We start from the raw sequence: 25,195 nt of genomic DNA, 5'->3' as shown, positions 1-25,195 counted from the left end.
ATGACGGATTCACCGCTGGTGCTCGGAATCGACCTGGGCACCAGCGGCATCCGCACAGCCGTTGTTGCCGCTAACGGTGCGGTTCTCGACAGCAGATCCCAGGCCTACGGCGGAGATTTCGCCAACCCCCACAGCTGGCGCGAAGGCTGTGGAGATCTGATCAGGGCAATCCCAGCCCAGCTGAGGTGCCAGCTGAAAGCACTCGCCGTGGATGGCACCTCCGGCACGCTGCTGGCCTGTGATCGCGATGGTTCCCCACATGGGAAAGCACTGGCCTACTCCCAGAGCTGCCCTGAGCTGCAGTCAGCTCTGCAACCTTTGGTGGATCCCAGCAGTCCAGCCGCCAGCTGCAGCGGCAGCCTGGCCCGGGCCTTGCGGCTCCTCAACTGCCATGGCGAGGCGATCCTGCTGCGGCATCAGGCCGACTGGATCAGCGGATGGCTGCTGAACGATTGGCGCTGGGGGGAAGAAGGCAACAACCTGCGTCTGGGTTGGGATCTGATCACCAGCAGCTGGCCAGCCCGTTTTGCCGAACAGCCCTGGCGGAAAGCACTGCCTGAAATCCGTCCCAGCGGAAGCATTCTCGGGACGATCGCACCGGAGCAGGCTAAGGCCTTGGGATTGGCCGACGATCTGATCATCGTTGCCGGAACTACGGATTCCAATGCCGCTGTGCTCGCCGCCGATCCCGGTCCCGGAGATGGGATCACCGTGCTGGGAACCACCCTGGTGATGAAGTGCTTCACCGAGACGCCCCTCCACGCCCCGGGCGTCACCAGCCATCGCGTGGGGGGACGCTGGCTCTGTGGAGGCGCCTCCAATGCAGGGGCCGGTGTGCTGCGGCGTTTCTACAGCGACGACCAACTCAACGAACTAAGCCGCCAGATCAACCCAGACACCGACAGTGGACTCCGCCTGCGGCCGCTTCCCGCCCCGGGGGAACGCTTCCCAGTCGATGATCAAGAGCTGTTGCCCGTGCTTGAACCACGGCCGGTGAGCGATGCCCTCTACCTGCATGGACTGCTTGAAGGTCTCGCCGAGATCGAGGCACAGGGTTGGCACCGCCTGAACGAGCTGGGTGCTGCCACACCCAGGCGGATCATCAGCATTGGCGGTGGAGCGCGAAATCCCCAATGGCGACGGCTGCGGGAACGCCGCCTCGGCTGCGGTGTAACGAGTTGCCAAACACCCCCCGCTGCAGGGGTGGCGCGACTGGCCCAACAGGCCCTGGTCGGGTGAGAATTCCGGCATCCCGCCCAACCCCCATGCCCACCAAGCTCCGCGATGGTCTGGCCATCGGCCTTTTCGTCGTTCTGGCCGGGTATGTGGGTTTCAGTGGCATTCGCCTCGGTCTTTTGTTGATCGAGCGCTTCGCTTGAGCCGATCACTGCAAAGATTGCACACACCTGTTTGATCCCCATGCCTGCAGACCCCCTCACTGATGCCGTCAGCACACGGATCTGCAAACACATGAACGACGACCATGCCGAAGCGGTGCTCGCCTACGCCAAGCACTACGGCGGCGTCAGCAATCCCGCTGCAGCGCGCATGGTGTCTGTGAAAGCAGAAACCATGGAACTGGAGGTGGATGGCGCCAGCGTCAGCATTGCCTTTGATCACACCCTCACCGACAGCGAAGACGCTCACCGCACCTTGGTGGCGATGCTGCGGGCGATGCCCAAAGAAGGCGCCTGATCTCGGAGCGATTCAGCCCAACAGTGGAACGCTCGTTGCAGCAACCGACCTGCTGTGCATCGCGCGCTCCTGAGCTTTGCCCAAACCCTGCTGATCGAGCCCCGCTGCCCGATCTGTAATGGAGCTTGGGACAGCCCACTGCCACCGACGGCTCCCTGCACCACGTGCCTCGATGCCCTTCCTCTCCCTGGTCAGGGACTCAAGGGCTTGCTGCCCTTGCAGTGGTGCGCTCTCGGGCCTTACGCAGGCCCGCTGCGCCAGCTGCTGCTGAAGCTGCGTCAACCGCGCCAAGGCAAAGCGCTTGTGGCCTTGGTTCAGCTGCTGTCTGAGCGCTTCACCCTGCCTGCAACAGCAGTGCTGGTGCCGATTCCAAGCTGGAAGCGGCAACGATCCAACCCCCTGCCGCAGCCCATCGCCCTGGGATTGGGCCGGCCGACGGTAGATCTACTGCGCCGCAGCAGTGCCGGGGTAAGCCAACACCATCTGAACAGACTCCAACGCCAAACCAACCTGAGGGGTGCCTTCCAAGCCAGCCCCCTCAACAAACAAGGAGCCCACAGCTCGGTCTGGCTTGTGGACGACATCCTCACTGGGTTATCACAAATGTACCTGGCGTCGATAGTGGTGCAACTCCACACACCTGAATGGCGTCTGTCGTCGGCTATGCGCGTCTCTCAACGGTCGAGCAGGCCAGGGGCACGCTGACGCTGGAGCAGCAGGTCAGCCGACTGAAATCAGCCGGCGCCGGCGAGGTGCTGGTGGATCTGATGAGCGGCACTTCAGAGGCGCGGCCCCGATACCGGGAACTGATCCGGCGGGTGAAGGCCGGCACGATGGAGAAGGTCGTCGCCACCCGGTGGGATCGGCTCACCCGCGGCGCGGCCGAGACCTGCAAGCTCGTCGATGTATTCAGCGCCGATGGCGCCCCCAGCTCGAGCTGCTGGACGATGACCTGAACCTCAGCACGATCGGGGGCCAGCTGCAGCTGCGCATGCTCGGCGCCATGGCCCAGGCCGAGGTGGAACGGATCCGGGAGCGGTCTGAGGCCGGCAAGGCGCACCGGAAGGCCATGGGCCTGGTGGATGTGGCCCCATTTGGCATGCGCCAGGTGGGTGGCCAGCTCGAGCCCGACCGGGAGCCGTTCCTGTCTCTGCTGGCCGATCGCACCGTCCGCAGCCGAGCAGAGCTGCTGCTAAAGATGATCGGCATCCTCGAGGAGAAGCTCAGCTTCCACGCCGCATGGCGGCACCTGGGGGAGACCTATGGGGTCTGGCGGGATCGGGCGGGGATCCAGCGGCTGCTGATCAATCCAGCGCTCCGCGGCGCCAGGGTGGGGAGGCGGTGCAAGACCCTGGCCATCGCCACCTGGGCTGATGTGATCGAAGGCGCCGGCGGTGAGGCCTTGGTCGATCCAGAGCGGCACCGTGCCCTGGAGGCCCGCGTGAGGGGCATGCAGGCCCGCCGATCAGCACCAGACAAGCGCCGGCAGCATGTCCTCAGCGGGAAGGTGCTCTGCGGCCACTGCGGCCGAAAGATGGGCCGATATGTCCGCCCGGGCCGGAACGCCCCTGGAACGGCCGCCTACCGGTGTCTCAATGAGGAGTGCAACTGGCGGCAGGCAGGCAGTCGCCGGAACAGCATCAGTGAGTCAGAGCTGTTTCCAGCGGTGTTCCAGGCCTTTGCCGATAACGCTGATGCCCTGGCGGCCGCGGAGGAGAAGCAGGCCCAGCAGCAGGACGATACAGCCGCCTCTCAGCCGGAGGTGAAGCGGCTCCAGGCCAAGCGGCAGCAGTACCTGGAACTGATGGCTGATGGCGATGCCCCAGAGCTGCAGAGCGCGGTGCAGGTGCTGGATCAGCAGATCGCTGCACTGATGGAGGCCGGCACCGATTGGGGCCTGCAGGGGATGCCCAAGCTCGAGGCGATCCGTAGGGGCGCCGCGATGAATGCTGGGGGGCTCGAGATGCTGCAGAAGCTCCACACCGGCGAGATCCAGCTGGGGGAAGAAATGGTGATTCAGAACCCGGAACCAGAAGATGCCGTGGCGGCCTGGTGGAGGGAGGAGTCCACTTACCTGACCCGGCTGAAGTGGAGCGAGGAGCAGATCAAGCGGACTATTTACGAAGACGTGCCCGATGGGCTCCGGGAGGGCGGCACCCCCCTGAACCCGGACGATTACACCTGGAAGGCCAACCCACGGCTGCAGCTGATCCGTGAGGTAGTTGAGCAGCTCCGGGTGGTGGAGAAGGCTGTGGTGGGAGTCACGCTCAACGTCTGAGGCTCCCAGCTGGCCACCAGCAGATCCCGCTGGAGGTGATGAAGTGCTCCGGCCATGGCAACAGCCGCGGCCCCAAGTCCAGCTCACCTGTGGCTTCTAAAACGCGAGCCAGATCAAGGTTCTCCGCCCAGGTTATCGACATCGGCGTTCGCTGGCAACGCTCCAGTTTGGCGACGGTGCTGGCCAGACTCCGCCCCATGACGAACAAGGACCGCGCCACTAATCCTCCGCCCGAAAAACCGGGTGGTGAGGGTTGGCTTGTGAGTCCTGAGCAGCAATTGGTCTGTCAGTTCAAACCCGACTCAGCCACGGTCCATGCGCATTGGGTTGCGACGCGCACCTACCGCTGGGTTCCGCCTCGTCCGCCAGTGCCCCAGACGCGTAGGCGAATGCTTCGGCACAACGCCATCGACGCGTGGAACAAGATGCTGAAAACAGGCTGGCGGCGGTGCCCACCACCAGTTCGGTGATTCAGAACTTTCTTGAGTAAGGGGGGGTTCCTGCCATCTCAACGTTGATCTCCCTGCAGATGTTCATCCACGCCCCCAATCCAAAGTTCACGCCATCAGGGCCATCGATGAATTCCTGAAACTCCTCCGCTGTGATTCCTTCGCGGACTTCCCAGATGCAAAAGGCAGGGCCTTCAGGGCCGATAGGACAGAACGAATGGTTGAAGAACCCCGATTTTAGGTTTTTGGCCACTGCCTCATCCCAGCCACCACCTGGAGCCATGGCTGCTTGGGCCGTCTCCCACCACTGCTGAGCTTTGCCTGCGCGGAACTCGTGATGAACGTGGAAGAACTTGGATGCCATGGAGAAGTTGCCTTTCGCCACATCCTGGGTTGAGAACTCAGCCTTCGTTGTCGCTTGCAGCACTCCGCATCAACTGAGTGAACTACTGCCTGCTCGGGTGTCGTCCACAGGTACCCCAAACCCACAATCGAGGCGTGGGACAAGATGCTCAGAACAGGCTGGTGACGATGCCATCAGCCCGTGCGCTGATTAGCGAATAACCACTTTCTGAATCGGGCAGTGTTCATTCGCTATCTGTCGTAAGAACGCAGCGACTCCATGAGCGTAGCGGAATGCTTGGTAGATAGCCAATTGGTTATTTAGGTCTTGGCAGCTCTTGCTTTTGGGATCCATTTGATCAGTTCAGAGAACTGACATAACCCTGGCCTTGGTTCGCAGGCAATTGACGTCTGATCTGGCACCAATTGCTGACTATTGCTGTTGCTGCATTTCTCTCGTTGGATGAAGACCGGCTGGGTTCGGTGTCGGCCGCCCGTTCGATAGCCACAAAAAAGCCGGGTCATCACACCCAGCTCATGCGCAGATGAACCTGTCTATCGGCTGACGTTTCCCGCGTAAGAGGGCAGCAATACCCATCCCTTCGCTGATGGCCGGTTTTCACCCTGTTTGGGCCTGTAACAAGAGCTACAAAAGCTGGTTTTTTGTCTTAGACCTAAGTCAGATACAAGGAGAAAGGATGCTGAACGAAATGATTCTCACCACCACCCTTTGTTTGACCATTGTTGGGGCTATGGCTCTCTTCTATGGCGAGATAAAGCTGCTTAAAAACAGCCACTAGTCAGTCAGCAATATCGTTCCAGGTGGCTGATGTCGATACCGGCATCCAGGAACCGGCCGGGCAGGCCACCAATTTCTTCTACCGAATGAAGACAGCTCTTGAAGGGCGCAATGATTCTTACGAGAACTCTTTTCCAACTTTTCTAGGACGGGCTGTCTGCCGTAGCTCCAGAGCATGGTTAATGTGAATTTTTATCGGCTGATGTCAAAGGGTTTAATAGTGGCCCAGGGTGTCGTGCGGAACCCAGAAGGAATGCAGGCGTATTACGAACGGACGCCAGCTGTCATTGAACAGTTTGGTGGACGTGTGATTGCTTTCACAACTGACGCAGATTGCCGCGAGGGCGATGGATTTCCTGTCTGGGCTGTCCTGGAATTTCCGTCGTTGGACGCCGCTAGTTCGTACTACAACTCAGAGGATTACCAACAGAATTGCAAACCTTTACGTCTCCCTCATTCAACCTTTTCAGTGAGTTTGCTTGAAGGTATTTGAGGATGCTGACCACCAAACCCTCAGCCTGCCGGTTGTTTCAGCGGCGTTGCAGCAGGCGACACCTTTGGGGGTAATGCGCTGGGTCGCCTCACGGCCCTTCAACCACCTGGCCACCCGCCATGGCCGTCCGGGGTGATCGCACTGGTGCCACCCACCAGGAACTGCTGCATCTGGATCCGGGCCATTTCGTTCTCCACCTCGCTTTGGTTCTGCCGCTCCAGACGGTGCTGTTCCTTCAATCCGCTCCAGCGCCCGCGCTCGAGGATCTCCTCCTCCACATTGGCCCGGACCGGTTTCTTTCGCCGGCGGGCCGTGGTGGTCACCAGACCTTGATCGTCTCGCTCGAGCCCACCCGCCAGGGGGTGAGGCCTTTGGTCAGCGCCAGGGCCGCGTAACCGAGGGCATCACACATGTGGCCGTGATCGGAGTGGGGATCCGGCACCGCCATCCCCGGCTTGAACTCCAGGTTTTTCATGCTGCGGATCAGCCGCTTGCAGCTGGGATCGACCTGAAGCCGACGCCGGCCAGCGGCATCCAGCACCATCAGCCGGGTGGCGTTCACCTTGTCCTTGATGGCCCACGGCGCGCGCGGGGTGCAGATCTTGAACCCGCCCGACTCCTGCAGGATCTTGTGATCGCTCAGCCCCAGGGAGCTGGTCTGCTTCCGCGAGCCGGTGGGATCCGGCGCGCAGTGGATCATCCGCTGCGGGTACCGCTCCCGCACCGCCAAGGCGAATTCCCTGGTGTCGGCCTCAATAAGCACGATCTCCTCGAGCACCACCACCACGTCGCCCTGGACCTGCAGCACGCAGCCGCAGAAGGGGCTGCGGTTGAAGTCACAGCCCACCAGCAGCGGGCCGCCGTTATCCACGGTGTCGCTGATGTTCTGTTGGTTGAACGCCGGGTAGACGGCCCCCAGCAGGCTTTCAATCGACCCGAAGAACTCCTGGCGCCAGAGCGACGGATCCATCGTCTGGCGGGCCTGCTCGACGTACTCCGGCTTGACCCACCCGCCGGCCACGGAGGGAAAGTTCCACCGCGCCCATCCCTCTGCTGTTTCCGCCCGCTCCCAGAGCTCAGCAGAGAACGTTCCGCCCCCCGCCGGCGTGGAACTGAAGATCACTGATCCATCGTCGGAGGTGCCGAGCATCGGCAGCAGCGCCGCCTGCCACATCTCCTGCAGATCCCGGATGTAGCAGTACTCATCGATCGCGAATCGATCCGCCCGCTGCCCGCGGAGGCTGTCGGCATAGTCCGCGCCGGCGAGCTGGATGTGGCTGCCGTTCCGCAGCTCGATGGTGAGCGTCGATTCCCGCACTTGGGACGCCCAACTCCCGGGCACCATCTCCTTGAGATCACGCCATGCGATCTGCTTGGCCTGCACCCTGGTGGGCGCCAAGAACCACATCCGCGATCCGGAGGTGAGCAGCGCCCCCTCCAGAAGCCAGGTGAGCGCCATCCGGGTCTTGCCGAACCGGCGCCCCGAATTCACAACCTTCACCTTCGCCGGCGATCGGAGGATCTCCGCCGCGGCCGGCTTCAGTTCGAGCGTTGCAACGGTCATCGGAATCCCTCGATTGGGGGACGCGCCGATCCCCGGGCCCCAGCGACGGTGTCGTCAGTTGACTCCACACACCAATGACCAAAGCTGACTGGTTGAAACTGGCGATGCCGGCCTCGATCACCCTGCTGGCGCTGGCAGTTTTCAGCGCACCACTCGTAGGGAATGCCCAGCTGGAATGGGGGGACAGGATCAAGGTCGAGCAACACGGAACTTGGCGGATGAGATGCGATTGATCGCGTCATCGCAGCCCGCGCATCACGGATCGGCTCAGCAGCACCGCATCGGTGGCAGTGATGAAGATCGGGTGATCGGCATCGGCATCCCGCGGGATCTGCTTCAGCGCCGCCCGCAGCCTCACGATCGACCCCAGCAACATCGAGCCCGCCACCTCCGGGCTGGTCTCCAGCAGGTGCTGCAGATGCTCGAGGCTCTCGACCTCGCCGTGCTCGTGGTGATCAGTGCCGGCCACCAGCTGCCACGCCGTGCCTCTGAGCTCCAGCTCCATTGGGGTGGCCTCGGTAGTGCCCCCGCCGAGGCCTGCTACCGGTACCGGCTGAGAGGGGAGAGCCCCCGCTCCCACCTCTGCTGGGGGATCCCCGGACAGCTGCAATTCCTCAGGGGTCAATCTTGATCTCATGCTCATGACGCGACGGTCAAATAACGGCGTTTTCTCCATGCGCGATCCATCCGCTCCGCGGTCGTTAGCCGCCGGGGCTTGAACTCCGGTTCCGGCGCCGCTGGCTTGCGGATCTGTCGCTAGAGCTGCACCCGTACCGGCCCGCGCCGGCGTTCTTCATCCCTGGCCACGATCGCTGCGCGGCGCTTCGCCCATTCGTCTTCTGCAGCCTTCTCCTGTTCCTTCAGCTGCCGCTCCACGGCCTTCAGCAGATCAGCCATTGAAGTCTTTCCACCAGGCCTGCCGCTCATCCAGGCCTGGCATTGGCGGATCATCGTCAGCGCCGGCTTCAGCTCATGGGGGCGTACGCCGATCTCCAGCTGCGCCAGCAGAAAATCAGCCACCGCTTCGGCGCCGCCGTCGATCGGTGCTGATCGATAGATCCACATCAAATGGGGCCGGCTCCCCAGTGCCTTGAACAGCGGCGAAGGTTTTAATCCGTGCTGGCGGACGCCGCACTTGGCGTGGTTCCGCTTCGGCAGCGGCAGCGCGCAACCGTGAACCGGCAGCCAACTCATCCGCCGACCTCCGCCTTCAGGGCCTTATTCAGCTCGATCTGGAGCCGTTCGACCTTGATCAGCTGGTGGTTGCAGCTGACCATGCCGGCGTTCACATCCCCTCTCCAGGAGACCCAGGTCATCGCCCGCAGCAGACCCTTGGCCTGATCCAGCTCCTCCCGCAGCTCTTCGACCGTCATCGGGCAGGCCCTCCCTGAGCGCGATCGGTGAAATTGGCCGCGTGAGATCGAAGTTGCCTCGTACGTACTGGGTCAACTCTCTGGGCGCCGAGCCCCGCAGGGAATTGATCGGCCAGCTCCGCCAGCACCGCATCAACAATCGCCGGCACCTGATCACGCCATTGGACGGCCACCAGACCAGATCAGTCGCCATCGCCGTGACCTCACTCCGGGTGATCGGATCGGTCCACGCGTTGGTCTTGCCCTCCAGCTCCTGCAGCTGCACCCCCAGACGGGCCTGGCGGCCCTCTGCATCGGCCACTGCGGCCACCACCGCATTGCTGCGCTCACCCATCAGCTCGGTGGTGCTCTTCACCGATCCCTGCAAGGCCTCGATGGCAACGGCCTGCGCCTCCAGCTGCTGGCGGTGCTCCACTGCTGCAGCTTCACGCTCAGCCTGGTGCTGGGCCGCTTCTTGGCCCGCCTCGGCGCGAATGGCGCTCAATCCGGTCACCGCCGCCGCAATCCCCGCCTCCTGTTCCAACAAGGCAGTGCTTTTGTCCGCCTGCACCTGCAGATCCATCGAATCCATGCGCTTTTGCATCGCTTCGATCACTGCCAATGCGGTGCTCAGCTGCGCCTCCAATGACCGCACCCTTTTGTTGTCCTGCGCCCGCAAATCCAGCAGCGTGTTCACCGCCGTCAACGCAGCGTTGCCGTCTGCCTTTTTGGTCTCCTGTCCCCGGACGATCTCCAGCATTCGTCGCTGGTCAGTGGGTGCCAAGTCGTAGAACTCGACGGGGACCGTTTCACCGGTCTGGAGTCGCACCGTCTCCCCGCTGACGGTCGTTGGTGACGACCCGGCTGGCCGGGCCGATGCTGTGGCGTCCACTTTCTGGACACCCCCTAATGCCCTCTTGCGGGCGCGGGCCAATGCTGCATCAACCATTGGTCATCACTCCCGCCATCCGGGCATCGGCAGAACGCTTTTCATCAATGCGGCGCTGCATGTCCGCTGCATGTTTCGCCGATGCAGCCCGTGCCTCTGCTGCCGCTTGTGCCTTCGCGTTCTGGAAATCAACGGCTTCATCGCCTTCCCTCGCACGCCGGGCTTTATCCGCCTCCTTGTCCAGCCACGCCAGCTGTTGTGCTTCAACCCTTGCTGCTTCCTGCTGACGGTCAGCAACAAATTGCGGATAGTGATTCCACAGATCACGTTGCGCCTGTTGACTCAACTCTTGGCCTGATTCCAATTCAGCCAAGGTCGCAACGGAAAGTCCACCATCGGCTGCAATTCGCCACTCAGCAGCTTGTAATGGATCGATCTCAGCTACTGCAACCTGCAGCATGTCAGCCACCTTTCCAGACTTTTCGAATAGGTTAGCTGGAGCAATCTTGCTGGCATCGATTCCCGCCACCTGAAAGGCTTTTACCAACAATTCAATTTCAGTTTTGGTCATCCTTTTTGCGGGCTTCAATGTCCCGGATAGACCCCTTAATTTTAGTTGGCGCTAATAAACAAAATCTCAGCAAAAACCCCGCCATTGCTGACGGGGTGAAGTGTGTGTGTGAGGTTCTGTCGTGAGATGGATAGCAACAACAACGCCCCCTGCTTTCCCCCAAAGGGTCTTGTATTGCTTTCAGTTAGTAATGGCGTCGTGCTTCTCGGCGTTGAATGAATCCATAATGACCGGTGTGACTGATCTCGATGATGATCTGAGCCAGGGACAGCTGTGATGTTGCTCAAGCGTCCCTAGGGGTGGGCCCAGTGGCTTAGGTCACATGATCTTCAATAAAATTGCCCCGCCAAATAGACAAGTCCCTGTAATTTTGGAGATTATTTATCAATACATATCTCCTGGAATAAAACGATACATCTCACCAGGGATATACTTCATCTTCTTAACAAGCTCGCCAGAATCTGCTAGTTGCTTGAGATTGTTGGAACGTTTTGCATTACGCATTTTTTGGCGCCAGTGGGTTTCTGTTCCTGCACCGCTAATAGATTGCAGCTGGTCAAGAGTCAGTTCGTAGTTCATTGGTTTGTTGGAGTTGTAAGTGATGTCGTCGGGCTGTCCCCTCCGACGTACACACCATCTCCGGAATCACAGATCCAGTTGATGACCTGCCTCATGCAGGGCTGTGAGTTTGCTCACAGGTGCTCAAACACGCTGCAATAACTACTTTTAGAGGCTCTCCCCCCGTGAACACACTATCTCCGTTCCAGCTGAAATTCACCTCCCCCATCTGAGGGATTTATTCAGCGGGCTTCATCCCCCAAAAGGGTTAGACCGAATCTCGCTCCGCAACCGCGCGCTTAGCTCGCTGAATCTCCTCAATTAACTCCGCAGATCCGTGCTCTTCAAACACCACTAAACCCAACCTTTTCCACCTCATACTTCCCATTCCGCATCTCCACCGGTTGCCCCAATCCATTCACCATCCGGCCCCATGAATCACGCCGGTACTGATGCCGATCACCCCATGGCCCAAACCGCTCCGAACGGCGCTGCTAGTACTGCCCCACGCTCGAGCAGCCCGCCTGCCGCACCTTGTTGAACATCCGCGATGCCTTCCGTTGCATCACATCCCGCGGCCCCTGCAGACCCTTCTCCGCCATTTCTTGCAGCTGCTGAGCGGCATCTCCCCTCACCTTGAGGGTCATGACCTGTTCTGTAGCGGTGTCCATTCGTGGCTGGTACTAAACAGCACCCCTCACGACCGGGTCCACCGCTTTGGCTGCCGGTCAGGCCCTGAAGCTGCTGGTCACCACGTGGCTGGATTGATCTGCCTGGGACGAACCCCCGCAAGAGAGCGCAGGCGGTGATTTAAGATTCCGTTGTCGCTTCGGCGGCGCGCCGGGATAGCTCAGTTGGTAGAGCAGGCGACTGAAAATCGCCGTGTCCCCAGTTCAAATCTGGGTCCTGGCATCACATTGATGCCAAAACTGCCGTGTCATTCATCTCCCCAGATGCAGGCACAGACCGCGTTTTCGACAACGCCGACAGTTTTGCCATGGTGTTCGACCGCACCTGGAAGCAACTGCGAGACAGAAACAAGACTGAACTCAGCCAGGAAGAGCATCTCGAAGCCGTGCTCCAGGCGATGGCCGATCACCCCTTTCTGATCAGTTCCCCTGACATGGCACGCCAGGTGGCCGCCTTCCGGATCAGGCTGCTGGAACTGGCCTGATCAGGCGGAGAGCAGATCGATCTGGGGATCATCCACATATTCCGTGTCATCGCTGAGGGTCTCGTCACTGAAGGCCTCGTCCTCGACGCGGTCGTCGTCCCTCGCCATTTCAAGAGCTTCTGAGATGTCGTGATCTTCGTCTGCTGGAGCTTCCTCGGCGTGGGAATCAGGGTGAAGCTCCACCACCTCGCCTGGGCTCAGACGATCCCGAAGCATCCGCACCTTCTCTTCGCTGGCCAGGAGCAATTCGCCGGCGTCATCGCTGACCGCGGCGATTTCAGCATCCTCCTGTTGCTGGCCCTCAACGGCGGCCAACCGCGTCTCCAGCTCCATCAACCGATCCGCCAGCGTTTCCACCACTTCACTGAGGCTGAGTAGGTGGGTGCACAGCTGTTGCTCGAACGCGGTGCGCGGGGAGGTGGTGGTCACCGGGCTGGCCTCGTGTTGAGAAATCTCGCTGATGGTATCGATGCTGAGCTTCGTGTCCACGGCCCTGGGAAAAGCCACGACTGGCCTACATTCCCCAGGGCTTTCGAGCGATTGAAGAGATGTCCAGGCTGAAGACAGGGCTGAAGGTCAGCGCCTGGGTCGCCATCTTCATTGTTGCCGTCGTTTATCTGCAGCGATACGGCATCGCACCGCTGCAAAGCGCCGTGAATGACATGGGCATCTGGGCCCCACTCGGCCTTTTCCTGCTGCGGGGGGTGAGCATCATCCTGCCGGCGCTGCCGAGTTCGGTGTATTCCCTGCTGGCCGGCTCGCTGCTGGGCTTCAAAGCGGGCTACCTCACGATCATCCTGTCGGACCTGGTGTTCTGCAGCGCGGCTTTCTTCATTGCCCGCCGCTGGGGACGTGGACCGGTGAGCCGCCTGGTGGGGGCCAGCGCGATGAAACGCATCGATGGCTTCAGCAAGAACCAGCTGGAGGGCAACTTCTTCTTGATGACAGGCCTGCTGATGACCGGACTGTTTGATTTCCTCAGCTATTCCATCGGGATCAGCCGCACCCACTGGCGTCTGTTCGCTCCGGCCCTGCTGATCAGTGTGCTGATCAGCGATTCGATCCTCGTTGCCGTCGGAGCTGGAGCGGCTCAGGGCGCCAGCCTCACCCTGGGCTTGGCTCTGCTGGCCATGTTTGCTCTTGCCACCATCACTGGTGTGCTGAAAAAGAAATCCTCAGAGGCGCCCTCCAACAACGACTCCTGACAGGAGCCCTGGGGGATGACAGCCGATCCATGTCGATTCCCACGAACCGCTGATTGGGTCGAGGAAATTCCTGGACACTGGTTACATTCGTGTTGATCGGCGTTTCTCGATGAGCGCACTAGCAGATCCGAGAATTGCCACCCTGCAGAACCAGGCCGGCAGCAGCGGTGAGCTGGATCTACCGGTGGGAGACGGTTGTTTTCGGATCAATCTCCGTGATGAAAACATCGCGCTCTGGCAGGAGACATTTGATCAACACACCACGGCGGCCAACCTTCTGCTGGCTTGCGAAGAAAGCAATGGAGACCTCAAGGACACCCGACTGACCTGGGTGGTGGGATCTGCCATCCGTACAGCGACAGCCTCAAGCCCAGACGCCGTCGGCTGGCTGTTGACACAGTTGGGGGTACCTACTGAACTCACGGAAGCAGCCATCAGCCGTTGCCCTGGGTTGGGGAACGACCTGGTGTGGGCCTTTTACCTGGAACGCCACGGCTGGCTGATCGCCACGCCGGTGGCCAGCGTCAACCCTTGAACCTTGAAAACACCGACTTCAAGACCCTGGTGCATACCGCGCAGGTTCAAGGACTGAGCCTCAACCAAGATCTGCCACAGGCCACGCGCAGAATTCTTGAGCGTGCTGATCATGCCCGGCGCCAGCTCTCGAGCGATGAGCTCACAACGATCTGCCAGGTCTCCGGCATTGACGGATCGCTCGCCGACAACCTGATCAACCGATCGGATCACCTGGTGAACCAGGCACGGGCACATCTGCTTGAAGCCCAGCCGCATTTGGTGCAACCTGGCGGGGCTCTTCACCCGGAAGACAGAGCAGAGGCCTGCTGGCGCGACTGTTGGAACTTTCTTCGCGTCATCACGTATGCGGTGGCCTGCAACCAGAGCTGCTTTACAAACCCGAGTGGCATGGCTGCCCTGCGGGAGCTGTACAGACGAATGAACGTGCCCATCGAGGGGATGAACATCGCCCTCGATCAGCTCAAAGAGAAGGCCCTGGAGGGGGTCTCGCGATCGAACGACCGGCAGTTGATCCGCGACTGCTTCCAGCATTTACACGACGAGCTCAACAAATCTGCAGTTAAGAGCTGATAAGCGCTACGACCAAAATTTTTTGCTCAAGAGAGGATTACACCCAAGTATTTCTACTCACGGAGCACCCCATGGCCATCCCGCTTCTTGGGTACCCGCTCAACACCCAAAACGGTCGCGTTAGCAACCTGGCCGGCGACAACAGCACCATCAAGCCCCAGACATATGCCTCCTCTGCAGCAGGCGATGACAGCGCCAGAACAGAGATGGACAGCTTGATCGAACAGGCCTACCGCCAGGTCTTCTTCCATGCGATGCGCAGTGATCGCGAACCATTCCTGGAATCACAGCTCCGGAGCGGCAACATCACGGTGCGGGATTTCATCCGTGGCCTGCTGCTGTCGGAACGCTTCCAGCAGGGCTACTACCAATGCAACTCGAACTACCGGATGGTGGATCAGGTGGTGGGACGGGTGCTCGGCCGCCCGACCCATGGCGACGGCGAACGCCGGGCCTGGTCGATCGTGATCGGCGAAAAGGGCTCTACCGCCTTCGTCGACGCCCTGCTCGACAGCCCCGAATACATGAACTGCTTCGGGTACGACTTGGTTCCGCAGCAGCGCTCGCGCATGCTGCCCGGGCGGCCCCTTGGGGAAATCCCGATCTACCAACAATTCCCGCGCTACGGAACCGACTGGCGCGACGCCCTTCAAGATCGGGCGCCTATCCATCAAGGCGCGCCGTCAGAGCGACTGGAGGTTGCTGCCACGTGGGTGAAGGAGGAACCCCCTGCTTTCGCTCTCAAGCTCTGGCTCGGCCTGTTTGCCATCGGTGGATTCGAAATCGTGCGGGTGCTCCTTACCATCGTTGTCGCGATGCTGCGCAACTGAGATGTCGATGCCCAAATCTGGGGCTCTAAATCTGCGTGAGTGGAAGGCACCCGAAACCTGCGGAGCAACAAGCTCAGCCAAAAATCCAGTCGATGCTCGAGGGGCTGACTGGAGCGGTCAGGACTTGGGTGTGCTCGACCTAAGAGACGCCAAGCTCTGTCGCTGTGATCTGCGCGGCACAAACCTCAGCCAGTGCCAACTCGAAGGCGCTGATCTACGCCTGGCCCGTTACGACCAGACCACCCTGGTGCCTGAAGGCTTTGCACTTCACACAAGCGGTGCCGTTGGGCCGGGGGCGAAGCTGAATGGAGCTTTCCTCAACAGCACAGATCTGCGCGGGATGGACCTCAGGGGGAGCGTGTTGATGGGTGCCTATCTGAGTGGTTCGGATCTGAGTGGAGCATTGCTCGATGGCGTTTCCTTAGCAGGCGCTGACCTGCGATCAGCCACGTTTCGCGGCGCCATGTGCCGGGGGACCAGGTTCGGAACCTGCGAGATGGACATGGCCGATTTTCGCGGAGCCAACCTTGAGGGAGCAGCTCTCGAAACAGTTACATCGATTCGCGGCGCGGACTTTTCGCTCTGCACCGGGCTGGAGGACCAAATTGGAGCTCTTCTCAGTCGATCCGTCCAAGAGCTCGACTGCTGGAATCCGATGACCCGCTCCACGACGAGGGCGAGCCTTGAGTCCCTCTTCAAGGGGCAAGGGCAGGACGCCTAAAGCGAGCCATTTGAATCCAAACTTTTCCTACAGAACCCTCCGAGATCGCCGTCAAGCCGCGGGAATCAGTGCGTGACGCAACAGTCGGACACAATTGATTGAGGTTTATAAAGAATGCCCTTCGAGCGTGAGCTTCTGAAGGACTATTAGTCGAACCACTGCGTGTGAATTCATGCCTTTCGGTCCAGCCTCGCTTCTAGGGGTCGAACGCTTCTCTGAGGAGAGTGAAGCCCCTCTCGAGCTGATCCCAGGCGATGAGGACGCCAGGAAAGAACAGATCATCCGTGCTGTGTACAAGCAAGTGCTTGGCAACGCTTACGTGATGGACAGCGAGCGGCAGATCGTCGAAGAGTCGCAGTTCAAGCTCGGTGAAATCAGCGTCCGTGAGCTCGTGGGTCGCATTGCTAAAAGCGACCTGTACCGCAGCCGCTTCTTTGATAACTGCTCGCGATACCGCTACATCGAGCTGGCCTTCCGCCATCTTCTCGGTCGCGCACCTGCTGACTACGCGGAAATGCGTGAGCACGCCGATCGCCTGGACAGCCAAGGATATGAGGCTGATATCGACAGCTTCCTGAACAGCGAGGAATACCAAAACACCTTCGGCGAGTGGACGGTCCCCTATCAGCGGGGCTGGAAGACCGAAAGCTGTGCCACCTTGCAGGAATTCACCTGGAGCTTCCAGTTGCTGCGAGGCAACAGCAGCAGCAGCCTCAAGGGTGATCTTGCTGGCAACAGGAGCAAGCTGGGTGGCTCGGCTTATCTGAACCGACCCCTCGCAGTCGTTCCCCCATCCTCCAAAGAGACCGCTGGCTGGAGTTTCCGTCCCTCGACCAACCTTCAGGACGCACCCACGCGTCTAGGGGTTGGCGCAGGTGACCAAGGCATCACGTATCGGGTCGAGGTCACGGCCTACAAAGCCAACAATGTCAGGCGGATTTCCCGCTACACCCGAAGCAACCGCATCTTCTACGTGCCGTTCGACAAGCTCTCAGAGCAGTTCAAACGCATTCATAACGAAGGCGGCAAAATCGCCAGCATTACGCCGGTGACTTAGGCCAAATCCGAATTCCTCTCGACGCTCACACCTCCCCTCTCCCCTCACCAAAACAATGGCCAGCACCCAATCCTCCCTTGGTTTCGGCGCAACCACCAAGTGGAATGATCCCGTTCGCTTCCAGCGCAAGGGAGGCGCAGAACAAAGCGCTGCTCTCACCATTGGTGAGTTTCTGAAGCAGTCTTGTGATCAGATGGCGATTGGGGTTGGTCCCCGGAGTCACGCTGACTGCCCGCATCGCGTCACAAGCGAGTGCTACTCGCCAGAGGATGACGCGTCTTTGGAGACCGTGATCAGTGCGTCATATCGACAGGTTTTTGGTAACGCCCACGTGATGGATTTCGAGCGGTGCTCGGAATTGGAAGCTCAGCTGCGGGACGGTCGATTGACCGTGCGTGACTTCGTTCGTGGCCTGGCCAAGTCCAGCTTTTACAAAGACCGCTTCTTCAGAAGCGTTGCGCCACAGCGGGGTGTCGAGCTGAATTTCAAACATCTGCTGGGTCGTGCGCCTGAAACGCAGGCTGAAATCTCCGCCAAAATTTCCCTCCTGGCAGAACACGGTCACGACGGCTTGGTCGACAGCATCGTCGACTCCGCTGAATACCTCGAGGTCTTCGGCAGCGACGTGGTTCCGTATGCCCGTTCATGGTCTTCTCCCGCTGATTTATCGACAGCAGCATTCCCGATGCTGGCCGCTCTTCAAAAGAGTTTTGCTGGCAGTGATAGTGCCCGCGGCGCAGGTCCAGCGCTAACACGCAGCCTCGCCAATGGCGTGGCACCTCGCATCAGCCTGCCAAGTCAGCCTGTTGGTCTGCGTCCATCGTCTGGAAGCTTCACTGCCAAGAAGTTCAGCAGCAAAGCACCTGGGATCACTTCAGGCAAAGACTCTGCACCCATGCGCGGTGATATGTACGTCACCTTCGGCCTCGGCCAGCGAGAGCAAGAAACTTTCCAACGTTGCCCTGGTGACGGCCCCGATCAGCTCGCCGCGCTGATTCGTTCCACCTACAAACAGGTGATGGGCAATCCCCATCTGATGGAATTCGAACGGGTTATCTCAGCGGAAAGCAAATTCATCGATGGCTATCTGAGCACACGTGAATTCGTTCGTGCTGTGGGCCTTTCAGCCGAATACAAGCGTCGTTTCTTCGAAACCAGCGCGCCGTATCGATTCATCGAGCTGAACTTCAAACATTTCCTGGGAAGAGCACCGCGGTCCCAAGCCGAAATCAGCGAACACACCAAGATCCTTGCCGAAGGTGGCTATGAGGCTGAAATCTCCAGCTACGTGGATAGCCAGGAATATCAGAACACCTTTGGTGAAGACACAGTTCCATTCGCTCGAATTCTTACCGAAAGCGGCCGCTCTCAAGTTGACTTCAACCGTCAACTGAGCCTGGCAGAAGGGTACGCAGCGAGCGATACAGTCCTCGGAAGCTCTGCTTTGGTGAGTTCGGTCGCAACAGGGCTGGCACCCAGTGGCTGGAGCAAAACCACCAGCCGGGCCAACCGCACCGGAACCCAATCGGGTGCAGCTGATCCCACCAAGAAGCGGTATCGCATCGTTGTTGCTTCTCAGGCAGCACGCTCCCGCCAACGCACAGCTGGAAACAGCTACGTCGTGTCCGGAAAAGATATGAGCAGCCAAATGAAGTACATCCATGCTCGGGGAGGCAAGATCGTTTCCATCACTGAAGTGATGTAAAAGCATTCGATTGCTGCAACAGGGAGCCACTGCCTGAAGGGTGGCTCACTCACATCACCTTCTATTCAGACAAAAATGACTGGGCCAACAACTCTTTCCTCAGCTGCCAACGTCGACACATCACATGCTTCAGATGTGGTACGCCAAGCGTACCGCCAGGTGTTTGGCAATCGACACCTGATGGAACTCGATCTGAACCCTTCCATTGAGGCACTGTTCATGAACGGTGACCTAACGGTTCAAGGATTGGTAACTGCTCTCGCCCAGTCGGAAACCTATAAAAAGCTTTTTCTGGAAAGCAACAGCCCCTACCGCTTTGTTGAACTGAACTTCAAACATCTACTAGGCCGTCCTCCCCGTGACCAAGCTGAGTTGATGAGCCATGTTCGACTGCTGCAAGAAGAGGGATACGAAGCAGAAATCGCCAGTTACACCTACAGCGATGAATATCTTTCTGCCTTCGGCATCGATCAAGTTCCATACAATCGTGCCACGCAGACCGTGGTGGGCGGAAGCACGCTGTACTTCACACGTGCGAAAGCTTTGGATGCCGGATATGCCGGATACGACAACGCAGAAACAGATTCGAAACTTTTGAGTAGTCTCTGCACTGACAGTTCACCAGAGGCACAGGATCGCAGAAGCGTAGGCAACGCCAAGGCGTTGACGATCAACTGGACATCACGTCGTCAGGTGGGTGCCAACCGCCGAGCAGTCCAAAAATCGGTGGTGAATCAAACCTCCATGTCAGCCACCATCAAATCAATTCTGTCGCAGGGTGGGCAGATCCTTTCTATTGCGAAGGCTTAACCCTTGGGTAAATCTGGCAGATTTGACTGGTTGCTCAGTCATAATCTTCAAGTGATATTCAACCGGTCAATACGACCCTGTCGACAGGTACAAAACAAAATTTAGTTCCAGACATGCCCATTCTGCGTCCACCATCCAGCGAAAACCCAAACAGGAACACAACATTCCTGCAGTCGGTCTCATCAACACCCATGGCCATGTCCATGATGGTCGACTCTATGGTTAACATGATGCACATCAACTCTCCTTCACTGGATGAGCTCAGCTCAGAAAACAGCACAAGCCTGCATGAAGATTGAGCAATTTGTTGCTCAAAGCACAGGTAGATGGCGCTCAATGCGATCGGGTCACTCCTTAGCCTTCCAGCAGTTCGAAGAGGTACTGAGCGAAGTTACGATCGAAGAAATCAGCAGAGAGGACTCCGTAGTCAAAGAATTACTTGAGTCATCTTTAGTAAATCAATATAATTTAGATACAATTTCGTCTCCGTTTAAAATGGAATGGCGCGCGGAAAGTGACTGGGAACCAGATGATCCATCAGAAGTATCATCAGGATCTTGCATAATTGTTCCATTTGCAAAAGATATTTCTTCGGGGACGCTGATCAGAAGCGTTGGATATGCAGAAGCCGAGGCAGCCATCTCGGAATACAAGTTTTCCAACGACGGTACATTCACGCTCACAACAAATTACGAGCAGTCAATTGCCGAAGAAAAAATTTGGTTTGTCTCAGAGAATGTGCGCTGCAGATCATCTGTTTTAAGGACTTCAGCCGGATCAGGCGTGCTCCAAACATCCTTCGCCTCAGAAGTCAGACGAATTAATGCATAACTCACAAGGATGGACAAGAATTTAGCCCTTGCCGAGTTCGCCAAAACTCTTGCGGGCGTCTACGACAACATTGAACAGTCACAAAAAGACCCGAAGGATTTTGCTCGAATCAATATCTTTTTTCGACCATTGCCCTGGCATATTTTCGAAGGGCCAGGGTTTTATTCAGAACAATGTTACGACTATGCGCCTTGGGATCCCTACCGGCAAGGCATTCACCGATTAACTACGCATGAAGATACTTTTGTGGTTGAGAACTATGGATTCACAAATCCCAGAAGATTAGCGGGAGCTGGTCGGGATCCCCAAATCATGAATGCAATCAATTCCACAACACTAAAGGAACGCTGTGGGTGTGCCATGCACTTTCATCGCAAAGAAAAGGGACATTACATTGGAAAAGTTGAACCAGGAAAAAACTGCTTGGTTCCACGAGACGGAAAACTAACTTATCTTGTAAGCGAAGTTGAGGTAGACCAAGAAAACTGGATTAGTCGCGATCGAGGCTTTGATCCAAACACTGACGAACAAATTTGGGGCTCTGAACACGGACTTCTCAGATTTAAAAGAACCCAAAGCTTCTCCGCGGAAATCAATGAAGAGTGGCTGAATTCGAAAACCTAGAATGGAAGATGTCAAAAAACAAATGAAGTCTTGGATACGCTCACAACATCTAATATGTGTTGGCACAGACTTTATATTCGAAACAGTTGATCAAACTCAACTTGATAAGTTTGAGGCTTCTGTTCAAGCAATTGGGGGGAGAATAAGAACAGTCAAGGCAATTGGAAATTGGCCGATGGGACCAAGACGATCGTTCAAAATACTGCAAGCCACAGCAAGTGTACCCAGACCAGGAGGAGAAGATATTGTCACTTATTGGGCCAAAAAAGGCAGTAAAACAACAAGATATTCAGAAATCAATTCTTGAGTGAGTACTCATTCTTCGAACCAGCCCATCCAGGTGTCTTGAGTAAAATCAGTGTGTTTACTCCATTTTCTCAAAATAGCGGAGGAATCAATATCAAAACCATTAGCAGCAGCTATTTCAATAACTTGGTCCTGATTAAGGGCAGCCTTGATCTGAGCTTTTAGATCTGAATTTTGTCGAACTAAAGCAATAAAAGCCTCTAAGACTTGATCTTGACTTGCACTAAGAGCTGAACCGGTCATCAGAAGCCATCGAAATCACAAAAGCAATCTTAAACGAAACTTCTACCAGCAGGCCGTCAAACTAGGCACCATCCATCAACATGGCTCTCCACGGAGCAATCTGACGGAATGCCCACGACCAATGATCGGTCGCAATAGCTTGGATTGCCATGGCTTCAGAGTCAGATAAGCCAGCCGAATCTGATTCAACATACTGCAGCCAAGCTGTGATTGAAAATAAGTAATCACGGGAGGCCGCAAAATCCACGATATCTTGATCTGACTGGCAAGACTTCAATCCAGTTGCAACAGAATGGTCGTAAATAACCATCTGCACAAAATCAGCAATAACTGAATCGGACATCGTCAGCAGCTTTCGATCCAAAGCGCAAAATTTACCTTCTCACAAATCATCTGCAAAACCAAGGGCCCACCCGGGCATCGCAATAGCCGCCATGGAATATTTTTTTCTAAAACACCTGAATCAATGGTAATTTTTGGAGGGCTCGTCGCTTGTTCATAGGGAATCAATGCCGAACCCGTCAATGAAGGCTCAACATCATTAACGATTGCTTTTAATTGCTCCAAATCAACAACCAAGTTCAATTGATCTTGGACATCTGTTGATTTCTGGACAGCTTCAACAAACCGAGGAAGAGCCTGCTCGAGCTCGGGAGAGACTGGCATGATACAAAAATCCTTCTATTTACGATAACAGATGACGAGGACCTAATTCATGAAGGGACAGGGCAGATTAAAGAAGACAATCAACCAGTCATAAATCATCACTGAGACTAAGAGCTGAATGCTATGGTCAAAGAGAAGATGGAATTTCAACGTCACTACGATTCATCAGAATCAGGTCAGCTGCTCTAAAACTGCAGCTCAACACCAGCTGACAGAAAATCCAGGTTTTTCATTGATGACTCTTTAAACATGGCCGAGCGATTCGACAACTTAGTTGAAGGCTTGACGGAAGAGCGGGCCATGGCGGTGATTTTGGCTGATCCAGACTCACTCGAGAGGCCCGTTGACAAATACATGGCAGCCACAAGGCTTGGGGCAAGTAACAGCGAAGAATCACTCGATGTGCTGATTCAGGCTGCAGAGCTGGATCCAGAGCATCTTTTTAATCGAATCACGCGACGCAAGGCGATCGACGCCCTTGGCAGACGAAAAAGTCCAAAAGCACTACCCTCTTTATTTAAGGCCTTAAAATGCAGCGATGAAGCTGCAGTAATTAATTCTGTAGAAGCGATTACAAAAATCGACGCACCTTTAACAGAAGCAGATCATAGAAAATTACTTGAAGCCCTTGAGGGCGAGGATATTCAAAAGCGGGCTGTCATACAGGCATTTTGTCGTTTAGGGGTCCCCGGAGTCATTAACAGCATCAGCCCCCTCCAGAATGATTCCAATCCCTTGGTTGCGGGTGCAGCGAGGGCATACATGTCGAAAGTTGCCCAACAACCAAATGGGCTTGAAGTCCTGATCCCACAACTTGTTGACCCAATCGCCGGACGCAGGCGCTCTGCCGTAATTGATCTGGGCGATGCAGGTGACGTTACAAGGCTAGAAGCTCTTGTCACAGCTCCCGTGTCTATGTCTTTGCGAGCTAGGAGTGCATTTCAGTTGGTGGATCCTGATAAGAAATGCCAGGTACCGGAAAAATATGCAGAGCTGATAACACAACTCTTACAAGACAACCCTCAACAACTCAAACTTAGGAAAGAGTGGATTTGTGATATTGAGCCTACAGAGATCGAAAACAACCTTCAACATCGCGACGAAGCACGCCAATACGGTGGTGCCTCAAGCTTGATGGGCATGCCTAAAGCAGAGAGAATGATTTTAATTAACGAAATCAAAGAAAAATTGTGGAGTGATTACGTTACGCACTATTACCTGACTTCCGTCGTCGGTCTTCAGGGTTTGGAAGAACGAAGTGATCTAATCAGGCTTGCCTTAGCCGAAACAATTCCTCAATACACCAAATCCCGCATTGCTGCTGCATGGGGGTGCCTCCGCTTGGGCCTTGTGGACCAAAAGCCGCTCCTGGAGGAGCTTTCAGCCAGTGCCTTCTGGCTACCACTGAAATGGACCTGCCAACGCGTCCTTAAACAGTTGTCATAAAAAGACGAGCAGTAAATAAGGTGAACTAGCGGACGTTGGTTGACGACACACCCTTACTGATTTCGCCTTTGTCAACTTGTGTGTCCTGACGTCCTCCTTCAGGAAGACGGCCTGGGAAGCAGGGGTAGTGTCATTCGTGATGCGGAATGCATCTCCCCAAACAACGTATTCCACAACCCCCATGCTCGACGCATTCTCCCGGGCTGCTGTCTCGGCCGATTCCAGCGGCTCCTTTATTGGTGGCGGCGAACTGGCTTCCCTGAAGTCCTTCATTGCTGATGGCAACAAGCGCCTGGACGCTGTGAACGCCATCACCTCCAACGCCAGCTGCATCGTGTCTGACGCCGTCGCCGGCATCTGCTGCGAGAACACCGGCCTGACCGCCCCCAACGGTGGTGTGTACACCAACCGCAAGATGGCTGCTTGCCTGCGTGATGGCGAGATCGTTCTGCGTTACGTCTCCTACGCGCTGCTCGCCGGTGACGCTTCCGTGCTGCAGGACCGCTGCCTGAACGGTCTCCGCGAGACCTATGCCGCTCTGGGCGTTCCCACCGGTTCCGCCGCACGTGCTGTTGCCATCATGAAGGCCGCTGCTAGCGCCCTGATCACCAACACCAACAGCCAGCCCAAGAAGATGGCTCTGACCTCTGGCGATTGCGCCAGCCTGTCTGGTGAAGCTGCTAGCTACTTCGACATGGTGATCAGCGCCATCAGCTGAGCCAGGTATCGATTTTCTGCACACCTGAACACCCTTCTTCTGAATTATGAAGTCCGTTATCACCACCGTCGTCGGCGCAGCCGACAGCGCATCCCGCTTCCCCACCGCCTCCGACATGGAGTCCGTCCAGGGCTCCATCCAACGCGCCTCTGCTCGTTTGGAAGCCGCTGAGAAGCTGGCCAGCAACTACGACCAAGTTGCCCAGGAAGCTGTTGATGCTGTCTACGCCCAGTACCCCAACGGTGCCACCGGCCGTCAGCCCCGTAAGTGCGCCACCGAAGGCAAAGAGAAGTGCAAGCGTGACTTCGTTCACTACCTGCGTCTGATCAACTACTGCCTGGTCACCGGCGGCACCGGCCCTCTGGATGAATTGGCCATCAACGGTCAGAAAGAGGTGTACAAGGCCCTCAGCATCGACGCTGGCACCTACGTGGCTGGTTTCTCCCACCTGCGTTCCCGCGGTTGCGCCCCTCGCGACATGAGCGCTCAGGCTCTGACCGCTTACAACCAGCTGCTCGACTACGTGATCAACTCCCTCGGCTGATCACAGTCAAGCTGTGTGATTTTTTGATCTAACCAAGGGGTGGGCCAAAAGCCCACCCCTTTTTGTTTTCAAAATCAAAAAACACAAATTCTTGACAATTAAGAGCAAACAATTCTGGAGTGATCCAGAAAACCTGTGGCTAATTAACAAGCAATTTTGCCACAGTCATAGACGCAATGTTTACTCACGGTGGCAATTAGCGAATTATGAGCATCGAT

General features: G+C 57.2%; 37 protein-coding genes and 1 tRNA gene. 24 read left to right on the top strand and 14 right to left on the bottom strand.

Translation table 11 applies throughout. The features are described from left to right. The 5 genes from SYNCC9605_RS02335 (at position 1) to SYNCC9605_RS02315 (ending at position 3,973) form a co-directional block, all read left to right on the top strand. Entirely contained in the window at positions 1-1,239 is a 1,239-nt protein-coding gene (locus SYNCC9605_RS02335) for an FGGY-family carbohydrate kinase (protein WP_011363473.1), read from the top strand. Between the two features lie 180 nt (positions 1,240-1,419). Continuing rightward, positions 1,420-1,695, top strand: coding sequence for a DUF2470 domain-containing protein (locus SYNCC9605_RS02330; RefSeq protein WP_011363472.1), 276 nt, complete (start codon positions 1,420-1,422; stop codon positions 1,693-1,695). 54 nt (positions 1,696-1,749) lie between these two features. After that, on the top strand, positions 1,750-2,400 hold the full coding sequence (locus SYNCC9605_RS02325) for a ComF family protein (protein ID WP_011363471.1): 651 nt from the start codon (positions 1,750-1,752) through the stop codon (positions 2,398-2,400). Then, positions 2,340-2,651, top strand: a complete 312-nt coding sequence (locus SYNCC9605_RS02320; RefSeq protein ID WP_041434366.1) for a recombinase family protein — start codon at positions 2,340-2,342, stop codon at positions 2,649-2,651. Before SYNCC9605_RS02325 ends, SYNCC9605_RS02320 begins: the two co-directional genes overlap by 61 nt. Then, complete coding sequence (locus SYNCC9605_RS02315; RefSeq protein ID WP_071812997.1) at positions 2,552-3,973, top strand: recombinase zinc beta ribbon domain-containing protein; 1,422 nt, start codon at positions 2,552-2,554, stop codon at positions 3,971-3,973. The genes SYNCC9605_RS02320 and SYNCC9605_RS02315 overlap by 100 nt, the downstream gene beginning before the upstream one ends. Here the strand turns inward: SYNCC9605_RS02315 and SYNCC9605_RS14425 are convergent. Next, positions 3,963-4,172, bottom strand: a complete 210-nt coding sequence (locus SYNCC9605_RS14425; protein ID WP_041434364.1) for a hypothetical protein — start codon at positions 4,170-4,172, stop codon at positions 3,963-3,965. The genes SYNCC9605_RS02315 and SYNCC9605_RS14425 overlap by 11 nt on opposite strands. On the opposite strand from SYNCC9605_RS14425, the gene SYNCC9605_RS13605 reads away from it, so the two are divergent. Beyond that, a complete protein-coding gene (locus tag SYNCC9605_RS13605) occupies positions 4,171-4,443 on the top strand; it encodes a DUF1651 domain-containing protein (RefSeq protein ID WP_156782950.1) in 273 nt (90 codons plus the stop codon). The genes SYNCC9605_RS14425 and SYNCC9605_RS13605 overlap by 2 nt on opposite strands. A gap of 1 nt (position 4,444) precedes the next feature. Here SYNCC9605_RS13605 and SYNCC9605_RS02305 read toward each other — a convergent pair whose 3' ends face one another. Continuing rightward, positions 4,445-4,786 (bottom strand): hypothetical protein, encoded by a 342-nt coding sequence (locus SYNCC9605_RS02305; protein ID WP_011363469.1) that lies wholly within the window; start codon positions 4,784-4,786, stop codon positions 4,445-4,447. Between the two features lie 952 nt (positions 4,787-5,738). On the opposite strand from SYNCC9605_RS02305, the gene SYNCC9605_RS15750 reads away from it, so the two are divergent. Further along, positions 5,739-6,056: a DUF1330 domain-containing protein gene (locus tag SYNCC9605_RS15750; RefSeq protein WP_011363468.1), complete on the top strand. Its 318-nt coding sequence runs from the start codon at positions 5,739-5,741 to the stop codon at positions 6,054-6,056. Positions 6,057-6,154: 98 nt separating this feature from the next. On the opposite strand, the gene SYNCC9605_RS02295 is transcribed toward SYNCC9605_RS15750, so the two are convergent. Further along, entirely contained in the window at positions 6,155-6,379 is a 225-nt protein-coding gene (locus SYNCC9605_RS02295; protein ID WP_011363467.1) for a hypothetical protein, read from the bottom strand. Next, positions 6,376-7,620 carry a terminase large subunit domain-containing protein gene (locus SYNCC9605_RS02290; protein WP_011363466.1) on the bottom strand — a complete coding sequence of 415 codons (1,245 nt, stop codon included), beginning with the start codon at positions 7,618-7,620 and terminating at the stop codon, positions 6,376-6,378. Before SYNCC9605_RS02290 ends, SYNCC9605_RS02295 begins: the two co-directional genes overlap by 4 nt. Positions 7,621-7,694: 74 nt before the next feature. Between SYNCC9605_RS02290 and SYNCC9605_RS14420 the strand changes: the two genes are divergently transcribed. Continuing rightward, positions 7,695-7,853: a hypothetical protein gene (locus tag SYNCC9605_RS14420; RefSeq protein WP_156782949.1), complete on the top strand. Its 159-nt coding sequence runs from the start codon at positions 7,695-7,697 to the stop codon at positions 7,851-7,853. Positions 7,854-7,858: 5 nt separating this feature from the next. On the opposite strand, the gene SYNCC9605_RS02285 is transcribed toward SYNCC9605_RS14420, so the two are convergent. The 6 genes from SYNCC9605_RS02285 to SYNCC9605_RS14415 all read right to left on the bottom strand — a co-directional run bounded on the left by SYNCC9605_RS02285 (position 7,859) and on the right by SYNCC9605_RS14415 (position 11,661). Then, positions 7,859-8,257, bottom strand: a complete 399-nt coding sequence (locus tag SYNCC9605_RS02285) for a hypothetical protein (RefSeq protein ID WP_198002466.1) — start codon at positions 8,255-8,257, stop codon at positions 7,859-7,861. Between the two features lie 119 nt (positions 8,258-8,376). Then, a complete protein-coding gene (locus tag SYNCC9605_RS02280) occupies positions 8,377-8,814 on the bottom strand; it encodes a hypothetical protein (RefSeq protein ID WP_011363464.1) in 438 nt (145 codons plus the stop codon). 24 nt (positions 8,815-8,838) lie between these two features. Then, positions 8,839-9,906 (bottom strand): hypothetical protein, encoded by a 1,068-nt coding sequence (locus SYNCC9605_RS02275; protein WP_257929894.1) that lies wholly within the window; start codon positions 9,904-9,906, stop codon positions 8,839-8,841. A 7-nt stretch (positions 9,907-9,913) separates the two neighbouring features. Continuing rightward, positions 9,914-10,432, bottom strand: coding sequence for a hypothetical protein (locus SYNCC9605_RS02270; protein ID WP_011363462.1), 519 nt, complete (start codon positions 10,430-10,432; stop codon positions 9,914-9,916). A 384-nt stretch (positions 10,433-10,816) separates the two neighbouring features. After that, the gene (locus tag SYNCC9605_RS02265; RefSeq protein ID WP_041434358.1) at positions 10,817-11,011 is read right to left on the bottom strand and encodes a CCRG-2 family RiPP; all 195 of its coding nucleotides are present in this window, start codon (positions 11,009-11,011) and stop codon (positions 10,817-10,819) included. A gap of 473 nt (positions 11,012-11,484) precedes the next feature. Then, positions 11,485-11,661, bottom strand: a complete 177-nt coding sequence (locus SYNCC9605_RS14415) for a hypothetical protein (RefSeq protein ID WP_257929893.1) — start codon at positions 11,659-11,661, stop codon at positions 11,485-11,487. 168 nt (positions 11,662-11,829) lie between these two features. Between SYNCC9605_RS14415 and SYNCC9605_RS02260 the strand changes: the two genes are divergently transcribed. Together SYNCC9605_RS02260 and SYNCC9605_RS02255 are read left to right on the top strand one after the other, a co-directional pair. Continuing rightward, positions 11,830-11,902: transfer RNA gene (locus SYNCC9605_RS02260), tRNA-Phe, on the top strand. Between the two features lie 22 nt (positions 11,903-11,924). After that, positions 11,925-12,164, top strand: coding sequence for a hypothetical protein (locus tag SYNCC9605_RS02255; RefSeq protein WP_011363461.1), 240 nt, complete (start codon positions 11,925-11,927; stop codon positions 12,162-12,164). Here the strand turns inward: SYNCC9605_RS02255 and SYNCC9605_RS02250 are convergent, their stop codons facing one another. Beyond that, on the bottom strand, positions 12,165-12,593 hold the full coding sequence (locus SYNCC9605_RS02250) for a hypothetical protein (protein ID WP_156782947.1): 429 nt from the start codon (positions 12,591-12,593) through the stop codon (positions 12,165-12,167). A gap of 119 nt (positions 12,594-12,712) precedes the next feature. Between SYNCC9605_RS02250 and SYNCC9605_RS02245 the strand changes: the two genes are divergently transcribed. From SYNCC9605_RS02245 to SYNCC9605_RS13580, 11 genes are all read left to right on the top strand, one after another. Further along, complete coding sequence (locus SYNCC9605_RS02245; RefSeq protein WP_011363459.1) at positions 12,713-13,369, top strand: TVP38/TMEM64 family protein; 657 nt, start codon at positions 12,713-12,715, stop codon at positions 13,367-13,369. A gap of 109 nt (positions 13,370-13,478) precedes the next feature. Further along, positions 13,479-13,904, top strand: coding sequence for a hypothetical protein (locus SYNCC9605_RS02240; protein WP_011363458.1), 426 nt, complete (start codon positions 13,479-13,481; stop codon positions 13,902-13,904). Further along, on the top strand, positions 13,838-14,476 hold the full coding sequence (locus SYNCC9605_RS02235; protein WP_257929892.1) for a phycobilisome polypeptide: 639 nt from the start codon (positions 13,838-13,840) through the stop codon (positions 14,474-14,476). The genes SYNCC9605_RS02240 and SYNCC9605_RS02235 overlap by 67 nt, the downstream gene beginning before the upstream one ends. Before the next feature lie 71 nt (positions 14,477-14,547). Then, complete coding sequence (locus SYNCC9605_RS02230) at positions 14,548-15,306, top strand: phycobilisome rod-core linker polypeptide (RefSeq protein ID WP_011363456.1); 759 nt, start codon at positions 14,548-14,550, stop codon at positions 15,304-15,306. Between the two features lies 1 nt (position 15,307). Further along, entirely contained in the window at positions 15,308-16,027 is a 720-nt protein-coding gene (locus SYNCC9605_RS02225; protein WP_011363455.1) for a pentapeptide repeat-containing protein, read from the top strand. Positions 16,028-16,199: 172 nt separating this feature from the next. Continuing rightward, positions 16,200-17,084, top strand: coding sequence for a phycobilisome linker polypeptide (locus SYNCC9605_RS02220; protein WP_011363454.1), 885 nt, complete (start codon positions 16,200-16,202; stop codon positions 17,082-17,084). 55 nt (positions 17,085-17,139) lie between these two features. After that, entirely contained in the window at positions 17,140-18,789 is a 1,650-nt protein-coding gene (locus tag SYNCC9605_RS02215) for a phycobilisome rod-core linker polypeptide (RefSeq protein WP_011363453.1), read from the top strand. 75 nt (positions 18,790-18,864) lie between these two features. Then, the gene (locus SYNCC9605_RS02210; RefSeq protein WP_011363452.1) at positions 18,865-19,599 is read left to right on the top strand and encodes a phycobilisome rod-core linker polypeptide; all 735 of its coding nucleotides are present in this window, start codon (positions 18,865-18,867) and stop codon (positions 19,597-19,599) included. A 288-nt stretch (positions 19,600-19,887) separates the two neighbouring features. Beyond that, complete coding sequence (locus tag SYNCC9605_RS13590) at positions 19,888-20,430, top strand: phycobiliprotein lyase (RefSeq protein WP_071812995.1); 543 nt, start codon at positions 19,888-19,890, stop codon at positions 20,428-20,430. 9 nt (positions 20,431-20,439) lie between these two features. Then, the gene (locus SYNCC9605_RS13585) at positions 20,440-21,054 is read left to right on the top strand and encodes a chromophore lyase CpcT/CpeT (protein WP_011363450.1); all 615 of its coding nucleotides are present in this window, start codon (positions 20,440-20,442) and stop codon (positions 21,052-21,054) included. 1 nt (position 21,055) lies between these two features. Then, complete coding sequence (locus tag SYNCC9605_RS13580) at positions 21,056-21,361, top strand: hypothetical protein (RefSeq protein ID WP_011363449.1); 306 nt, start codon at positions 21,056-21,058, stop codon at positions 21,359-21,361. A gap of 8 nt (positions 21,362-21,369) precedes the next feature. Here the strand turns inward: SYNCC9605_RS13580 and SYNCC9605_RS13575 are convergent, their stop codons facing one another. From SYNCC9605_RS13575 to SYNCC9605_RS13570, 3 genes are all read right to left on the bottom strand, one after another. Next, the gene (locus SYNCC9605_RS13575; protein ID WP_071812994.1) at positions 21,370-21,603 is read right to left on the bottom strand and encodes a Nif11-like leader peptide family natural product precursor; all 234 of its coding nucleotides are present in this window, start codon (positions 21,601-21,603) and stop codon (positions 21,370-21,372) included. A 61-nt stretch (positions 21,604-21,664) separates the two neighbouring features. Next, a complete protein-coding gene (locus SYNCC9605_RS02195; RefSeq protein WP_041435415.1) occupies positions 21,665-21,946 on the bottom strand; it encodes a Nif11 family protein in 282 nt (93 codons plus the stop codon). Positions 21,947-21,948: 2 nt separating this feature from the next. Further along, positions 21,949-22,269, bottom strand: coding sequence for a hypothetical protein (locus tag SYNCC9605_RS13570; protein ID WP_011363447.1), 321 nt, complete (start codon positions 22,267-22,269; stop codon positions 21,949-21,951). A 249-nt stretch (positions 22,270-22,518) separates the two neighbouring features. Between SYNCC9605_RS13570 and SYNCC9605_RS02190 the strand changes: the two genes are divergently transcribed. From SYNCC9605_RS02190 to mpeA, 3 genes are all read left to right on the top strand, one after another. Continuing rightward, on the top strand, positions 22,519-23,715 hold the full coding sequence (locus SYNCC9605_RS02190) for a HEAT repeat domain-containing protein (RefSeq protein WP_011363446.1): 1,197 nt from the start codon (positions 22,519-22,521) through the stop codon (positions 23,713-23,715). Positions 23,716-23,896: 181 nt separating this feature from the next. Then, complete coding sequence (locus SYNCC9605_RS02185; protein ID WP_006850273.1) at positions 23,897-24,433, top strand: bleomycin hydrolase; 537 nt, start codon at positions 23,897-23,899, stop codon at positions 24,431-24,433. A 46-nt stretch (positions 24,434-24,479) separates the two neighbouring features. After that, complete coding sequence (mpeA, locus tag SYNCC9605_RS02180; RefSeq protein ID WP_006850994.1) at positions 24,480-24,977, top strand: class 2 C-phycoerythrin subunit alpha; 498 nt, start codon at positions 24,480-24,482, stop codon at positions 24,975-24,977. Positions 24,978-25,195 lie beyond the last annotated feature (218 nt).

It is taken from the genome of Synechococcus sp. CC9605 (assembly GCF_000012625.1).
Classification (GTDB): Bacteria; Cyanobacteriota; Cyanobacteriia; order PCC-6307; family Cyanobiaceae; genus Parasynechococcus.
The sequence above is the reverse complement of the archived record's forward strand: the minus strand, read 5'-3'. Positions and strand labels throughout refer to the sequence as shown.

Coding starts and splice junctions, on each gene's coding strand:
- SYNCC9605_RS02335 (WP_011363473.1), top strand. CDS start 1: ATGACGGATTCACCGCTGGTGCTCGGAATCGACCTGGGCACCAGCGGC.
- SYNCC9605_RS02330 (WP_011363472.1), top strand. CDS start 1,420: ATGCCTGCAGACCCCCTCACTGATGCCGTCAGCACACGGATCTGCAAA.
- SYNCC9605_RS02320 (WP_041434366.1), top strand. CDS start 2,340: ATGGCGTCTGTCGTCGGCTATGCGCGTCTCTCAACGGTCGAGCAGGCC.
- SYNCC9605_RS13605 (WP_156782950.1), top strand. CDS start 4,171: ATGACGAACAAGGACCGCGCCACTAATCCTCCGCCCGAAAAACCGGGT.
- SYNCC9605_RS14425 (WP_041434364.1), bottom strand. CDS start 4,172: ATGGGGCGGAGTCTGGCCAGCACCGTCGCCAAACTGGAGCGTTGCCAG.
- SYNCC9605_RS02305 (WP_011363469.1), bottom strand. CDS start 4,786: ATGGCATCCAAGTTCTTCCACGTTCATCACGAGTTCCGCGCAGGCAAA.
- SYNCC9605_RS15750 (WP_011363468.1), top strand. CDS start 5,739: ATGGTTAATGTGAATTTTTATCGGCTGATGTCAAAGGGTTTAATAGTG.
- SYNCC9605_RS02290 (WP_011363466.1), bottom strand. CDS start 7,620: ATGACCGTTGCAACGCTCGAACTGAAGCCGGCCGCGGCGGAGATCCTC.
- SYNCC9605_RS14420 (WP_156782949.1), top strand. CDS start 7,695: ATGACCAAAGCTGACTGGTTGAAACTGGCGATGCCGGCCTCGATCACC.
- SYNCC9605_RS02285 (WP_198002466.1), bottom strand. CDS start 8,257: ATGAGATCAAGATTGACCCCTGAGGAATTGCAGCTGTCCGGGGATCCC.
- SYNCC9605_RS02280 (WP_011363464.1), bottom strand. CDS start 8,814: ATGAGTTGGCTGCCGGTTCACGGTTGCGCGCTGCCGCTGCCGAAGCGG.
- SYNCC9605_RS02270 (WP_011363462.1), bottom strand. CDS start 10,432: ATGACCAAAACTGAAATTGAATTGTTGGTAAAAGCCTTTCAGGTGGCG.
- SYNCC9605_RS02265 (WP_041434358.1), bottom strand. CDS start 11,011: ATGAACTACGAACTGACTCTTGACCAGCTGCAATCTATTAGCGGTGCA.
- SYNCC9605_RS14415 (WP_257929893.1), bottom strand. CDS start 11,661: ATGGACACCGCTACAGAACAGGTCATGACCCTCAAGGTGAGGGGAGAT.
- SYNCC9605_RS02245 (WP_011363459.1), top strand. CDS start 12,713: ATGTCCAGGCTGAAGACAGGGCTGAAGGTCAGCGCCTGGGTCGCCATC.
- SYNCC9605_RS02240 (WP_011363458.1), top strand. CDS start 13,479: ATGAGCGCACTAGCAGATCCGAGAATTGCCACCCTGCAGAACCAGGCC.
- SYNCC9605_RS02230 (WP_011363456.1), top strand. CDS start 14,548: ATGGCCATCCCGCTTCTTGGGTACCCGCTCAACACCCAAAACGGTCGC.
- SYNCC9605_RS02225 (WP_011363455.1), top strand. CDS start 15,308: ATGTCGATGCCCAAATCTGGGGCTCTAAATCTGCGTGAGTGGAAGGCA.
- SYNCC9605_RS02220 (WP_011363454.1), top strand. CDS start 16,200: ATGCCTTTCGGTCCAGCCTCGCTTCTAGGGGTCGAACGCTTCTCTGAG.
- SYNCC9605_RS02215 (WP_011363453.1), top strand. CDS start 17,140: ATGGCCAGCACCCAATCCTCCCTTGGTTTCGGCGCAACCACCAAGTGG.
- SYNCC9605_RS02210 (WP_011363452.1), top strand. CDS start 18,865: ATGACTGGGCCAACAACTCTTTCCTCAGCTGCCAACGTCGACACATCA.
- SYNCC9605_RS13590 (WP_071812995.1), top strand. CDS start 19,888: ATGAAGATTGAGCAATTTGTTGCTCAAAGCACAGGTAGATGGCGCTCA.
- SYNCC9605_RS13585 (WP_011363450.1), top strand. CDS start 20,440: ATGGACAAGAATTTAGCCCTTGCCGAGTTCGCCAAAACTCTTGCGGGC.
- SYNCC9605_RS13580 (WP_011363449.1), top strand. CDS start 21,056: ATGGAAGATGTCAAAAAACAAATGAAGTCTTGGATACGCTCACAACAT.
- SYNCC9605_RS13575 (WP_071812994.1), bottom strand. CDS start 21,603: ATGACCGGTTCAGCTCTTAGTGCAAGTCAAGATCAAGTCTTAGAGGCT.
- SYNCC9605_RS02195 (WP_041435415.1), bottom strand. CDS start 21,946: ATGTCCGATTCAGTTATTGCTGATTTTGTGCAGATGGTTATTTACGAC.
- SYNCC9605_RS13570 (WP_011363447.1), bottom strand. CDS start 22,269: ATGCCAGTCTCTCCCGAGCTCGAGCAGGCTCTTCCTCGGTTTGTTGAA.
- SYNCC9605_RS02190 (WP_011363446.1), top strand. CDS start 22,519: ATGGCCGAGCGATTCGACAACTTAGTTGAAGGCTTGACGGAAGAGCGG.
- SYNCC9605_RS02185 (WP_006850273.1), top strand. CDS start 23,897: ATGCTCGACGCATTCTCCCGGGCTGCTGTCTCGGCCGATTCCAGCGGC.
- mpeA (WP_006850994.1), top strand. CDS start 24,480: ATGAAGTCCGTTATCACCACCGTCGTCGGCGCAGCCGACAGCGCATCC.